10 protein-coding genes and 2 pseudogenes are annotated in these 13,397 nt (G+C 69.3%); 4 read left to right on the forward strand and 8 right to left on the reverse strand.

Annotation, left to right across the window (positions count from 1 at the left end; genetic code table 11):
• Positions 1–74 precede the first annotated feature (74 nt).
• From U1T56_RS03925 to U1T56_RS03935, 3 genes and pseudogenes are all read left to right on the forward strand, one after another.
• Positions 75–1,531, forward strand: a pseudogene (locus tag U1T56_RS03925) (thiamine pyrophosphate-dependent enzyme); the annotation flags it as partial.
• A 47-nt stretch (positions 1,532–1,578) separates the two neighbouring features.
• A complete protein-coding gene (gene iolE, locus U1T56_RS03930) occupies positions 1,579–2,484 on the forward strand; it encodes a myo-inosose-2 dehydratase (protein WP_418158141.1) in 906 nt (301 codons plus the stop codon).
• Positions 2,481–3,299, forward strand: coding sequence for an SDR family oxidoreductase (locus U1T56_RS03935; RefSeq protein WP_418158142.1), 819 nt, complete (start codon positions 2,481–2,483; stop codon positions 3,297–3,299). The genes iolE and U1T56_RS03935 overlap by 4 nt, the downstream gene beginning before the upstream one ends.
• A gap of 358 nt (positions 3,300–3,657) precedes the next feature.
• Here U1T56_RS03935 and U1T56_RS03940 read toward each other — a convergent pair.
• From U1T56_RS03940 to U1T56_RS03975, 8 genes and pseudogenes are all read right to left on the reverse strand, one after another.
• Positions 3,658–4,322, reverse strand: a pseudogene (locus tag U1T56_RS03940) (IS5 family transposase); the annotation flags it as partial.
• 344 nt (positions 4,323–4,666) lie between these two features.
• Positions 4,667–4,954 carry a hypothetical protein gene (locus U1T56_RS03945; protein WP_418158143.1) on the reverse strand — a complete coding sequence of 96 codons (288 nt, stop codon included), beginning with the start codon at positions 4,952–4,954 and terminating at the stop codon, positions 4,667–4,669.
• Positions 4,955–5,061: 107 nt separating this feature from the next.
• Entirely contained in the window at positions 5,062–6,033 is a 972-nt protein-coding gene (locus U1T56_RS03950) for a DUF808 domain-containing protein (protein ID WP_418158144.1), read from the reverse strand.
• Positions 6,030–6,476, reverse strand: a complete 447-nt coding sequence (locus U1T56_RS03955) for a DUF29 family protein (protein ID WP_418158145.1) — start codon at positions 6,474–6,476, stop codon at positions 6,030–6,032. The genes U1T56_RS03950 and U1T56_RS03955 overlap by 4 nt, the downstream gene beginning before the upstream one ends.
• 225 nt (positions 6,477–6,701) lie before the next feature.
• Complete coding sequence (locus U1T56_RS03960; protein WP_418158146.1) at positions 6,702–7,703, reverse strand: ABC transporter permease; 1,002 nt, start codon at positions 7,701–7,703, stop codon at positions 6,702–6,704.
• Between the two features lie 10 nt (positions 7,704–7,713).
• Entirely contained in the window at positions 7,714–8,703 is a 990-nt protein-coding gene (locus U1T56_RS03965) for an ABC transporter permease (RefSeq protein WP_418158147.1), read from the reverse strand.
• On the reverse strand, positions 8,700–10,214 hold the full coding sequence (locus U1T56_RS03970; RefSeq protein WP_418158148.1) for a sugar ABC transporter ATP-binding protein: 1,515 nt from the start codon (positions 10,212–10,214) through the stop codon (positions 8,700–8,702). Before U1T56_RS03970 ends, U1T56_RS03965 begins: the two co-directional genes overlap by 4 nt.
• A 96-nt stretch (positions 10,215–10,310) precedes the next feature.
• On the reverse strand, positions 10,311–11,120 hold the full coding sequence (locus U1T56_RS03975) for a DeoR/GlpR family DNA-binding transcription regulator (protein ID WP_418158149.1): 810 nt from the start codon (positions 11,118–11,120) through the stop codon (positions 10,311–10,313).
• 186 nt (positions 11,121–11,306) lie between these two features.
• Between U1T56_RS03975 and U1T56_RS03980 the strand changes: the two genes are divergently transcribed.
• The gene (locus tag U1T56_RS03980; protein ID WP_418158150.1) at positions 11,307–13,382 is read left to right on the forward strand and encodes a bifunctional rhamnulose-1-phosphate aldolase/short-chain dehydrogenase; all 2,076 of its coding nucleotides are present in this window, start codon (positions 11,307–11,309) and stop codon (positions 13,380–13,382) included.
• Positions 13,383–13,397 lie beyond the last annotated feature (15 nt).

Here is a 13,397-nt window from a genome sequence, read left to right on the forward strand (position 1 = left end):
GGTGGTGGCGAAGGCGTCGGGCTGCAGCCAGCTCATCACCAGGCAGATCGCGACGAGCGCCACCGTGACCCAGAAGGCAGGTCGAGCACTTCGGCGACCCGACCATCAACGTCAACGACGCCTTCAAGGCGGTGACGCGCTACTGGGATCGCATCGTCCATCCCGAGCAGATCTTGTCCTCCTTGCCCCAGGCCGTGGCCACCATGCTCGATCCGGGGGATTGTGGCCCGGCGTTCATCGCCCTGCCACAGGACGTGCAGGGAATGGCCTGGGACTATCCGGCAGCATTCTTCGAGCCGATGCTGCATGCCGTGCCGCGGCCGCGCGCCGATCGCGACCGACTCGATGGGGCGGTGAGGCTGCTCGAGGCGGCGCAGCGGCCGCTCATCGTCTCTGGTGGTGGGGTGCGCTATTCTCCGGTGCTGAGGATACCCTTGCCGCCTTCGCCGCCGAGCACGGCATCCCGGTGGCCGAGACGATCGCCGGCAAGGGTGCGATGACGCACGATCACCCGGCGCATGTCGGACCCATCGGCATTCTGGGATCCAGCTCCGCGAACGCGCTGGCGGCCGAGGCCGACGTCATCGTCGCCGTCGGCACCCGGCTCATGGACTTCGTGACCGGCTCGTGGACCTGCTTTGCCCCGGACGCGAAGTTCATCTCGATCAACGCCGCGCGCTGGGACGCGACCAAGCACAAGGCGCTGGCGATCGTCGGCGACGCCAGGGAGACGATCGACGAGCTGGCCGGCCGGCTCGCCGGCTGGCGGGCGCCGAGCGCCTGGATGGAGAGGGGGCGGGCCCTGTTCGCCGCGTGGAACGCGAAGCTCGACGAGCTGCAGCGCCCGACCAACGCGCCCGTGCCCACCTATGCCCAGGTGGTCGGTGTCGTGAACGCGAAGGCGGGCGAGCGCGACTACCTGATCACGGCGGCCGGGGGCCTTCCCGGCGAGCTGGTGAAGAACTGGCGCGTCAAGCAGCCCAACACCTTCGACTGCGAGTTCGGCTTCTCGTGCATGGGCTACGAGATCGCCGCCGGCTGGGGGAAGGCGATGGCCGACCCGAGCCGCACGCCGATCGTGATGGTCGGCGACGGCACCTACATGATGATGAATTCGGACATCTACTCGTCGGTCCTCGCCGGTCACAAGATGATCGTCATCGTCTGCGACAACGGTGGCTACGCGGTCATCAACCGGCTGCAGAACGCCAAGGGTACCCCTTCGTTCAACAACCTGATCCGGGACTGCCGGGTCAAGGAGCCGTTCGCGGTCGACTTCGCCAAGAACGCCGAATCCATGGGCGCGCTTACCCGCCATGTCGAAAGCCTGGCCGAGCTGGGCGAGGCGCTCGACTGGGCAAAGACGACGGACCGCACGACGGTGATCTCGATCGTCTCCGACGCCTTCACCTGGTCGCCGGGCGATGCGTGGTGGGACGTGGGCGTGCCGGAGGTCAGCGCGCGCGAGAGCGTCCGGGCAGCCTACGAGGCCCAGCGGCAGGGCCGCGCGAAGCAGCGGGTCGGGGTCTAAACGGCAGCCTTGCACCCATCGTGAGCGCGGATTTCTCGGAGAGAACGATGAAAGCGAAACTGGGCATAGCACCGATCGCGTGGTCCAACGACGACCTGCCGGAGCTGGGCGGCGAGACCACGCTCGAGACCTGTCTGAAGGAGGCCGCCGCGGCTGGCTTCTCCGGTGTCGAGACCGGCGGCAAGTTCCCCAAGACCGCAGTCGAGCTCGGGCCGATCCTAAAGGCGCACGGGCTCGAGCTCGCCTCGGGCTGGTACTCCGGCACCGTGCTCGATGCGCCCGACGACCTCGCCGCGGAGAAGGCCAAGGTCGCGGGCCAGCTCGCCCTGTTCCGTGAGCTGGGTGCCGCCTGCCTCGCCTACGGCGAGACCGCGGGCACCATCCAGAACCAGCGGAACGCGCCGCTCGCCACCCGCCGCCGGCTGTCGGAGGACGAGATCAAGGCTTACGGCCGCCGCCTGACCCGCTTCGCCGAGCACTGTGCGGAAGCCGGCGTGCCGCTCGCGTTCCACCACCACATGGCGACCGCGATCGAGACCGAGCAGGATCTCGACCTCCTCATGCAGCACACCGGCGCGGCCGTGGGCCTGCTCTACGATGCCGGCCATCTCCGCTTTGCCGGCGGCGACGTGCTGGGCGTGATCGAGAAGCACGGGCGACGCATCGTCCACGTCCACGCCAAGGACGTGCGCGGGGCTGTCATCGAGGGGCTCGACCGCAGCCGACAGTCCTTCCTCGACGCCGTGCTCTTGGGCGCCTTCACCGTCCCGGGCGACGGCTCGATCGACTTCATGGCCGTGGTGCAACGCCTGGCCGATGTCGGCTACGAGGGCTGGTTCGTGGTCGAGGCCGAGCAGGATCCGGCCAAGGCGCCCCCGGCCGAGTATGCGAGGATCGGCCACCGCGCCCTTACCGCTGCCCTCGCCAACGCCGGCTATCGCGTCGAAGGATGACCGTCATGGCGCAGCTCGAGGAGAAGATCGCCGTCGTCACCGGCGGCACGCAGGGGTTGGGGGCGACGATCGCCCGGCTGTTCGCCGAGCGCGGTGCCGCAGGCATCGTCATCTGTGGCCGCTCCCGCGAAAAAGGCGAAGCCAAGGCATGGGAGATCCAGAACGCGACCGGCGTCAAGGTGGTGTTCGTCCCGGCCGACCTCGGCAGAGTCGAGGACTGCCGTGCCGTCATCGCCAAGGCGGATGAAGTGTTCGGGCGCGTCGACGCCCTGGTCAACGCCGCCGCGATCACGGATCGCGGCACCATCCTCGACACCTCGCCCGAGCTGTTCGACGCGATGTTCGCCGTCAACGTGCGCGGCCCGTTCTTCCTGATGCAGGACGCGATCAAGCTCATGCGCCGGGACAAGGTCGAGGGGACCATCGTCAGCATCTGCTCGATGTCGAGCAAGGCGGGGCAGCCCTTCATCGCGGCCTACTGCGCCTCTAAGGCCGCTCTTGCGACGCTGACCCAGAACACCGCCTATGCCGTTCTGCGTAACCACATCCGGGTCAACGGCCTGAACATCGGCTGGATGGCGAGCGAGGGCGAGGATCGTATCCAGAGGGAGTATCACGGCGCCGACCCGAACTGGCTCGCCGAGGCGGCCGCCCGGCAGCCGTTCGGCCGTCTCGTCGACCCCCACGAGGTCGCGCGCGCCGTGGCCTTTCTGTCGAGCGACGAGTCGGGCCTGATGACCGGGTCCATGGTGAACTACGACCAGTCGATCTGGGGCGCCTACGACGTGCCACCCCAGCCGGCAGCGCCCCTTTGAGCCCCGGCGACCCGCCTGCCAAGCATCTTCGGCCGCAGATGGGCTGCCCCCTCAACCACGATCATGCTCTGTACCCAAGCTGGGAATCGGGTTCGATGTACGAGGATTCCGGCCCGTTCATCGATGGCAGCTGGCGCAGCCATGGCGGCCATGGCACGCCGGCTTATGCCGCCAAGGCGGTGGGCTGGGGGGGGGCGACCTCGTCACCATCTCCAACGACGTGCGCCTCCTCGCCGGGGCGGCGCAGGCGAGCATCGCGGCGGCGCGCAAGCTGATCCGCGAGCAGCCGGCGGCCCCCGCCCCGACCGCCACGGGAGGCTACTGAGATGCCGCACGTCCTAGGGCGTGTCTGCAAAGCTTATAGCCACAGCAGGATCATGCCGATGGTGAGCATGGCCAAGTCGTTGACCGCTCGCTTCTCGTAGCGGGTCGCACTACGTCGGAACTGCTTCAAACGGTCGATCAGCCGTTCGATCCGGTTGCGCTCGCGATAGGCTGCGGGTCGAACCGACGCTGCCGCTGCTGCTTGCGCTTGCTCGGGATCACCCGGCCGATGCCGCGGCGGCGCAGACGGTGCCGAGCGATGGGGCTGCTGTAACCCTTGTCGCCGGCCACCCGCCGCGGGCGCAGCCGCACCCGGCCCCGACCTGGACGGCGGATGGCGCCCTGGTCGAGCAGCGCGTCCAGCGCTATCTGCTCGTGGCGCTCGCCACCGGTCAGCACCGCGGTGATCGGCTTGCCGCCACCTTCGGCGCGCAGATGGATCTTGGTCGGGCAGCCGCCTTGCGAACGGCCCGGCACCTCACCCCCGATCGCGCCGGTCCGGCGGGCGCCGGCGGCGTGCCGATCGGCGCGGACGATGGTGGCATCCACAAAGTGCAGGCCCCAGTCGACCGCACCCCTCGCATCGGCCGCGGCCTGCAGCGCGGCCAGGATCCGCTCCCAGATCGCGGCCGCGCGCCAGCGATGGAACCGGCTCGACACGGTGCCGACCGGGCCAGAGCGCGCCGGCGGCCAAGGGGATGGGCTCGGGCCATCGGCCGCTCGCGCGGCGGCCTTTCCACCGCTGCACGTCGCGGTCGATGCGCTCGGCAACCCTTTGCGCCTTCGGCTGAGCCCCGGCCAACGGCATGAGATGAGGCCGAGGCCCTCGTCGACGGCTTCGCCGCGCGGTGGGTGATCGCCGGTACCGCCTTCGATGCCGACCGCTTCCGGACGGCGCTCGAAGACCAGGGCAGCACGGCGGTGATCCCCTGCCACCGGTCGCGGGCGCGCGCGATCCCCTACGATCCCGACCCGTACGAGGAGCACCATCTGGCCGAGTGCTTTTTCAACGGGATCGAGCAGTTCCGCCGCATCGCCACCCGCTACGAGAAGACCGCCGCCAACTTCCTCGCCACGGCCCACCTCGCCGCCGCTATGGTCTGGCTGCGGTAAATGTCCACAGAGCCTGGCAGGAGCAGGGCGCCGAGGATCACCAGCGCCAGGCCCGGCCAGTTCGCCGCGAGCCCGAAGCCCGCCGCCGGCTTCTCGGGCTCCAGCGTGGCACCCGCCGGTGTCCGCCTCTCGCTGAGCCGCCCGCGCCAGATCGGCTGGGCCGCCATGTAGAGCACCCCGCCCACGACCAGCAGCGCACCGAGCACGATCGCCAGCATGTCCGCGCTCCCTTCGCTTCTCGGCCATCCTCCCGCAGGACCGGAGACGCCACTGTGCTCCGGCAATCCCGCCAAGGCCAGAGCCGAAGAAGGCTCCGGGCGTCCAATCACCCGGCTGCTCGGCCCCGCACCTTCTGCCAGACCGGCTCGGCCACGCGCCGGACCAGCGGGATGAGGGCGGCGCCCAGCAGGAGGCCGAACAGCCCCGCGGCGGCCGCGCTCACCAGCCATGCGATGGCACCGGCGAGAGCCGGAAGCGCGTGGGCCGCGGCCGCGGTCGCGGCGTGGATGGCGTGGCCGAGTGCAGTGTGACCGAAGGCCTCGAGGCCGTGGACGATGATGCCGCCGCCCACCCACAGCATGGCGGCGGTGCCCAGGATCCCCAGGCCCTCAAGGAGGCCGGGCATGAGGCGTACGATCCGGCAGCCGAGCGTGCGGAGCGCGGGCCGGTGGCTGCGGCTGAGGGCGAGGCCGGCGTCGTCGGCCTTCACGATCAGCGCCACCACCCCGTAGACTCCGGCCGTGATGCCAATACCGACCACGGCCAGAACGAAGATCCGGGTCCAGAACGAGGCCTCCGTCACCTCGGCCAGGGCGAGCGCCATGATCTCGGCCGAGAGGATGAGATCGGTCCGGACGGCGCCCTTGACTTTCTGGTTCTCGAGCTCCTCGGCGCTCCGCGCCATCGGCGCGCCACCCGCCGCGTGCGTCTCGTTGTCATGTGGATGGATCGCTTCCCAGACCTTCTCCGCGCCCTCGTAGCAGAGATAGGCGCCGCCCAGCATGAGGAGCGGCGTGATCACCCAAGGTGCGATGAAGCTGAGGAGCAGGGCGCCGGGCAGGAGGATGACGAGCTTGTTCTTGAGCGAGCCCAGCGCGATCTTGCCGATGATGGGCAGCTCGCGCTCGGCGGCGAGGCCGACCACGTAGCGCGGGGTCACGGCGGTATCGTCGATGACGACGCCCGCGGCCTTGGCGCTGGCCCGCGTCGCCTGCGCCGTGGCGTCGTCGAGCGACGCCGCTGCGAGCTTGGCCAGCCCCACCACGTCGTCGAGCAGCGCGATCAGTCCCGTGCTCACCGGTGTCCCCTTGCTCGTTCCTGTGAACCCGACGGGCGGGAGACCCGCCGATCCCTGTTAACGATCGAGCGGCGGGTTCGTTCTGCCCACACCTGTGCCGACCCGACCGCTTGCGCCGCCCATGCCGGCTGCCCGGGCAAGCACGGCCCACCTAGCCTGAACGCCACGAAGAGAGTCGATTTCGCATGGATGCCCCCCGAAGTCCACGAACGGCCTGCTCGGTGGTCTCGATCCGGCAGGAACGCCCGATTCAGCGCCTGCTCCCGTGTCCAGGGACAGGCCTCGGGGAACGTGCCCGGCGGCAGGCCGGTCTCGTCGGCGGCATCCTCGCGGGTATCCGCCCAGGCTTCTGGCTGCATTCCCGGCAGGCGCGCGCGGCTTCGGCACCGGATTCCTGCGCAGGAGGCGTGGCATCTGCTTGCGCTGCTCGCGGGTGTCGGCATGGGCGGATTCTGGCCCGGCCGGCCTATCCTGTGCACGGGCTCGGGCCGCCGCGACCTTGCCGCCTCCGGCCGCTTGTGGCTCGGTATGTTCTAGGATAATATTCCAGATCAGCCGGCCGATAGCGTCAGGCGGGGATACGCGTGCGATGCAAACGAAATTGCACGAACGATTTCAGAAAGTCTTTGTAGAGCAAAGGTTAACACGAAACGTGTTGACGCCTTCCACTACCCCTCCACGCCCTTCCGGCGCTGCAGGAGGTTGGTGATCAGGATCGAGAGGATCAGGACCGTGCCGATCACGACGATGGTGGCGTCACCCTTCACGCCGGTGAGCGCCAGGCCGTTCTTGAGGAGCTGGATCAGGACGACGCCCAAGACCGTGCCCCAGATCGTGCCGACGCCGCCGAAGATCGAGGTGCCGCCCAAGACCACGGCCGCGATCACGTCGAGCTCGATGCCGCTGCCCATGTCCGAGCGCGTGGTGCTGACCCGGCTCACGAAGATGCAGGCGGCGAGTGCCGCGACGAAGCCGGAGAGCGCGTAGATGGCGAGCTTGATGCCATCCACCGGGATGCCCGAGAAGCGGGCCGCGGTCTCGTTGTGGCCGATGGCGTAGAGCGAGCGGCCGAAGCGCGTGCGGGCGAGGACGATGCCGAAGGCGAGGATGGCGAAGGCGAGGAGCCAGAGCTGGCTCGGCACGCCCAGAAGCTCGCCCTGACCCAGCGCGAGGAACCAGTCGGGATAGCCGCGGACCGAGCGCGCCTGGCTGATGCCCTCGGCGAGGCCGCGATAGAGGGCGAGCGTGGCGATGGTGGCGATCAGGGGTGGGACACCCATGCGCGTGACGACGAGCCCGTTGACGAAACCGGCCGCCGTGCCGACGAGAAGAGTGAGGAGGATCGCAAGCTCGAGCGGCAGGCCCAGGTTCTTCCAGCCATAGCCCAGGAGAATGGCGCACAGGCCCATGATCGAGCCCACCGAGAGGTCGATGCCGCCGGTGACGATGATGAAGGTCATCGGCAAGGCGATGAGTCCGACCTCGGTTAGGAGGCGGCCCTGGTTCAGCAGGTTCTCCACCGTGAAGAACCGCTCGCTCGTGAGCGCCAGCACGCCGATGACGACGGTGAGCGCCACGAGCAGGATCAGCTCCTGGCCGATCTCGAGCCTCGGACCTTCCCGCCTCGAGGCGGTCGTGCTGGCAGCGGCTGGCGTGGTCGTGGCGGCCATGGACGCTCCTTCAGCGCACGGCCCGGTGGCGGCGACGGCGCCACAGGTCGGCGAGCACGGTGACGAGGATGAGCACACCCTGGACCGCGCGGATCCAGTAGGGCGAGACGTTGATGAAGATGAGCGAGCTGCCGATGGCGGCGAGCAGGATGGCGGCCAAGGTCGAGCCCACGACCGTGCCGGTGCCGCCCAGGATGCTGACCCCGCCCACGACCGCGGCCGTGATGATGGTGAGCTCCAGGCCGGGCGGCACGGTCGACTGGATGACGCTGAGCTGGGTCGCGAACAGGACGGCGGCGATGCCGACGAAAAGCCCGTGAATCAGGAACACGAGCATGATGGTCCGCCGGCGCGGGATGCCCGAGAGGCGCGCCGCCTCGGGGTTGCCGCCGACGGCGTAGATCGAGCGGCCCAGCGCCGTGTAGCGCATCCAGAGCGCTGCGGCCGCGGTCAGGGCCAGCATGGCCCAGATGGGAACGGGCACGCCCAGAAGCTCCATCTGGGCGAGGCCGTAGCCCTCGGGCAGGTTGCTGATCCAGGCCCCGGCGGTGACGCTGATGAGCCCGCCCTTCAGGATCGAGAGCATGCCGAGCGTCACCACGATCGAGGGGATGTTGAGGTAGGCCGTGAGGAAACCCATGAACGAGGTCGCGGCCATGCCGGCGAGGATCGGGACGAGCCAGCTCGCCCAGACCGGCCAGCCCGCGACCGCGATCGAGCCCGAAAGCGTCGCGAGCACGCCGATGAGCGAGCCCACCGCCACGTCGATGTTGCCCGAGATGATGACGAGCGACATGCCGATGGCGGCGATCGCGATGTAGGCGTTACCGAGAAAGATGGTCTCGAGATTGCGCTCGGCCAGAAAGCGCGGGTTGATCGCGCCGACCACGGCGAAGAGGAGGACGAGGGCGAGGAGAAGAAGGGTCTCCTGGCTGCTCAGCCGGCGGAGGAGGCCCGAAAAGGCCGAGGGTCTGCTCCGGGCGAGGGTGGCGCTCGTCATGCGGCGGCTCCTTCGGGCTCTCGCTGCACCTGCATCATGGCATGGGCGATGGTCTCCTGGTCGGCTTGCCCGCGGACGAACTCGGCCACGATCCGGCCCTCACGCATGACGAGGATGCGATCGCTCATGCCGAGCACCTCGGGAAGCTCGCTCGAGATCATGAGGATGGCGAGCCCCTGTGCTGCGAGCTCGCTCATGAGCTTGTGGATCTCGGCCTTCGCACCGACGTCGATGCCGCGGGTGGGCTCGTCCATGATCAGGAGCTTCGGCCGCGTGGCGAGCCATTTGCCCAGGACGACCTTCTGCTGGTTGCCGCCCGAGAGCTTGCCCACGAGCTGCCGGATGCCCCAGGCCCGGATGTTGAAGCGGGCGATGGCGTCGCGGGCGAGCGCGGCTTCGGCCGCGCGGTCGACGAAGCCTTTGGGCGCTATCCGGTCGAGCACGGCCATGGAGACGTTCTGGTCGATTCGCATCGCCCGGACGATGCCCTGGCTGCCACGATCCTCCGGCACGTAGGCGATCCCGTGCCGCTTCGCCTCCCGTGCCGAGCCGATCCTGACGGGCCTGCCTTCGAGCCGGATCTCGCCCGAATCGGCCGGCGTGATGCCGAAGATCGCTTGCGCGAGCTCGCTGCGACCGGAGCCGATCAGGCCCGCGAGCCCCACGATCTCGCCTGTCCGCACGGTGAGGCTCACACCCTTGACCACGGGTGCGCGGACGAGATCCCGCACCTCGAGCACCGGCGGGCCGATCCTGGCCTCGAGCTTGGGGAAGAGCTGGTCGATGGTGCGGCCCACCATCATGGCGATGAGCTCGCCCTCGCTGGTCTCGGCCGCGGGCCTGGTGCCGACGTAGCGGCCGTCGCGCAGGACCGTCACCCGGTCGGCCAGCGCGAAGATCTCGGCCATGCGGTGGCTGATATAGACCACGCCCACGCCGCGGTCGCGCAGCTTGCGCACGATCCCGAACAGGCGCTCCACGTCGGCCTCGGTGAGCGCCGCCGTGGGCTCGTCCATGACGAGGACGCGGGCATGGAGCGAGAGCGCCTTCGCGATCTCGACCCTCTGCCGGTTCGCGACCGAGAGCGAGCTTACGGGCGCTGTCACGTCGAGATCGTGGATGTCGAGCGAGGCCAGGATCTCGGCTGCGCGCTCGCGCATCGCCTTCCAGCCGATGCCGCCCCAGGCGGTGCGCGGTGCGTGGCCGACGAACACGTTCTCCGCCACGGTGAGCTCGGGGAAGAGCTGCAGCTCCTGATGCACGGTGGCGATTCCGGCGCGCTGCGCGTCCAAGGGCCCCGTGAAGCGGACCTCGCGGCCGTCGACCCGCATGATGCCGGTATCGGGCTCGTAGACCCCCGACATGATCTTGATCAGGGTCGACTTGCCGGCCCCGTTCTCGCCCATGAGGGCGTGGACCTCGCCGGGGCGGACGTCGAAACGCACGCCCGCGAGCGCCTGCACGCCGGGAAAGGACTTGCTCACGTCCTGAAGATCGAGGATCGGCTGCATCTCGTGCTGCGCGGGATCTGCCCGTCGTTTCGGGCAGCGCCACGCCTCCCTGGGTTGTTCGTCGGTTTCGGCTCGCGCGCTTGCGTCGGCTCCTCGTCAGTCGGGCGGCGTGCCGCCATTGCCCGGCGGGACCTCGACCACCTCGACCGGCACGCCCGCGTCGCGCAGCATGGCGAGCGCTTCGGGCGGAGCGGAATCGTCGGTGATCACCCGGCCGATCCGTCGCAGCGGACACAGGATCAGGCTGCCGCGCGGGCCGAACTTGCTGCCGTCGGCGAGAACGATCAGTTCCTCCGCCCGATCGATCAGCTTCTGCTCGGCTTTGATCAGAATGGGATCGCCTTCGATCAGGCCCTGCGGCCGGATCGCAAGGGCACTCGTGAACATGCGTCTCGCGTAGAAATGGTCGATCATCGTGTCGCGCTCGTAGGGGCTGAGCACGATGCTCTGCGCGCGCTGGATCTCTCCACCCGGCAGGAGCACGCGGCAGTTGCCTTCGCTGGCGAGATAGCTGGCGAGCGCGAAGGAGTTGGTGAGCACGTGGAGCTCCCTGCCGGCGATGAACTCGCCCATGCAGTAGGTGGTGGTGCCGCCGTTGACGATGATCGATTCGCCCGGCGCGCAGAGTCGGGCCGCGTGCGCGGCGATGGCACGCTTGCGTGCATGATGGACGCGCCGGGCCTGCTCGAACGCCGGGGCCTCGAGCCCGCGCGGACGCGCCGCCGGCAGGGGCGCCGCTCCGCCGCGCACGCGGCGCAGTCGGCCGGCACGGGCGAGGGCCGTGATGTCGCGACGGATCGTGGCCGGAGACGCGGCGAGCTTTTCGGCCAGCTCCTCCACGGTGACGAGAGCCGTGCCGCCGCCGAGCGTCTCCTCGATCAGCCTGCGTCGCTGGTGCTGGTGCATTCCTGCCTCCCTCGAGCGTCAATAGGCGGTGACGCTGCGCGCGTCAATCATGCCCGCGAGCGATTCGTTTCTGTTGTGGCGCAATATTGATCGTCTGGTGATCGTTTCTGCTCGTTTGTGTTCTTTCCGTTTGACGGCCGTCGCCCGGAGAGCTAGGCATTCGGCCAAACGTCAGGGAGAGCCACCATGGCCGCATCGCGTGCGCCGCTCGAGAATCGCTGGGACGATGCCCGCGCCGCGGGCCTCGACGAGCCCGGCCTTCTGCTCTACCGCTCGAACCTCCTGGGCGCGGACAAGCGCATCACCAATTATGGTGGTGGCAACACCTCGGCCAAGGTGACGATGCCGGACCCGCTCACGGGCGAGCCCGTCGAGGTCTTGTGGGTCAAGGGCTCGGGCGGCGATCTCGGCTCGATGACGCTCGACGGCTTCGCCACGCTCTACATGAAGAAGCTCGCGGCTCTGAAGGGGCTCTATCGCGGGCTCGCGCACGAGGACGCGATGGTGGGGCTCCTGCCGCACTGCACCTTCGGCCTCAACCCGCGTGCCGCCAGCATCGACACGCCGCTGCACGCCTATCTGCCCTACCGCCACGTCGACCACATGCATCCCGACGCCGTGATCGCGATCGCAGCCGCGAAGCGCTCGCGCGAGCTCACCCGCGAGGTGTTCGGCGAGGAGATCGGCTGGCTGCCCTGGCAGCGGCCGGGCTTCGACCTCGGCCTCAAGCTCGAGCGGATCGCGCGCGAGAACCCGCATTACGTCGGCGTCGTGCTCGGCGGGCACGGGCTCTTCACCTGGGCCGACGACGCCAGAAGCTGCTACGAGACCACGCTGCGCATCATCCAGAAGGCGCAGGACTGGCTCGACGCTCGCAACACCGCCCCCGCCTTCGGCGGGCCTGCGGTCGCGACCCTGCCCGAGGCCGAGCGGCGCCGGGCGGTGCTCTCGCTCCTGCCGCGCATCCGCGGGCGGATCGGCAAGGCCGAGAGCAAGGTCGCGCACGTCGACTGGTCGGCGACGGTGCTGGAGTTCGTGAACGGCCGGCGGCTGGAGGAGCTCGCCCCGCTCGGCACCTCCTGCCCGGATCATTTCCTGCGCACCAAGATCCGGCCCCTGATCGTGCCGGCCGACGCCGACGACGCCACGCTCGATCGCCTGCTCGAAGCCTACCGGCAGGATTACGCCGGCTACTACGAGCGCTGCAGGCATCCCGACAGCCCGGCCATGCGCGACCCCAACCCGGTGATCTATCTCGTCCCCGGTGTGGGCATGCTCTCCTTCGCCAGGGACAAGGCGACGGCGCGGATCGCGGGCGAGTTCTACGTCAACGCCATCAACGTGATGCGCGGGGCGACGGGGGTCGACCAGTATGTCGGCCTGCCGGAGCAGGAGGCGTTCGACATCGAGTACTGGCTGCTCGAGGAGGCGAAGCTGCAGCGCCTGCCGAAGCCGAAGCCGCTCACGGGCAAGGTGGCGCTCGTCACGGGCGGGGCCGGTGGCATCGGCAGGACGACCGCGCGCCGGCTGCTCGGCGAGGGAGCATGCGTGGTCGTGACCGACCACGACGCGGAGGCTCTGGCCCAGGCGGAAGCAGGGCTGGTCCAGGCGTTCGGGCGCGACGTGGTGGCGGCCGTCACCGGCGACGTCACGCGCGAGGACGAGATGGCGGAGGTCGTCGCCGCCACGGTCGAGCGCTTCGGCGGCATCGACATCCTGGTCGCCAACGCCGGACTCGCGACGGCGGCCCCCTTCGCCGAGACCAGCCTCGCGGACTGGGAGCGCAACAGCGCCGTGCTCGCGAAGGGCGTGTTCCTCGTCGCGCGCGAGGCGTTCAAGGTGATGCTCACGCAAGGCCTCGGCGGTTCGATCGTCACCATCGGCAGCAAGAACGCGCTCGCGACCTCGGGCGGTGCATCGGCCTACTGCGCCGCCAAGGCGGCGGCACTCCACCTCACCCGCTGCATCGCGCTGGAGGGCGCCCCTTACGGTATTCGCGCCAACGTCGTGAACCCGGATGCGGTCTTACGCGGCTCCAGGATCTGGCAGGGCGAGTGGCGCCATGCGCGGGCGGCATCCTACGGGGTCGGCGACGAGGAGCTCGAGGAGGTCTACCGCCAGCGCTCGCTGCTGAAGCGCAGCGTCTACCCCGAGGACATCGCCGAAGCCGTGTTCTTCTTCGTGAACGAGGCGACCTCCGGCAAGTCGACCGGCAACATCCTGAACGTCGACGCCGGCAACCAGATCGCGTTCACGCGCTGAGCAGGGGGCAGGGAG

Origin of the sequence: Benzoatithermus flavus (assembly GCF_037908215.1) — a bacterium.
Taxonomy (GTDB): Bacteria; Pseudomonadota; Alphaproteobacteria; order Geminicoccales; family Geminicoccaceae; genus Benzoatithermus; species Benzoatithermus flavus.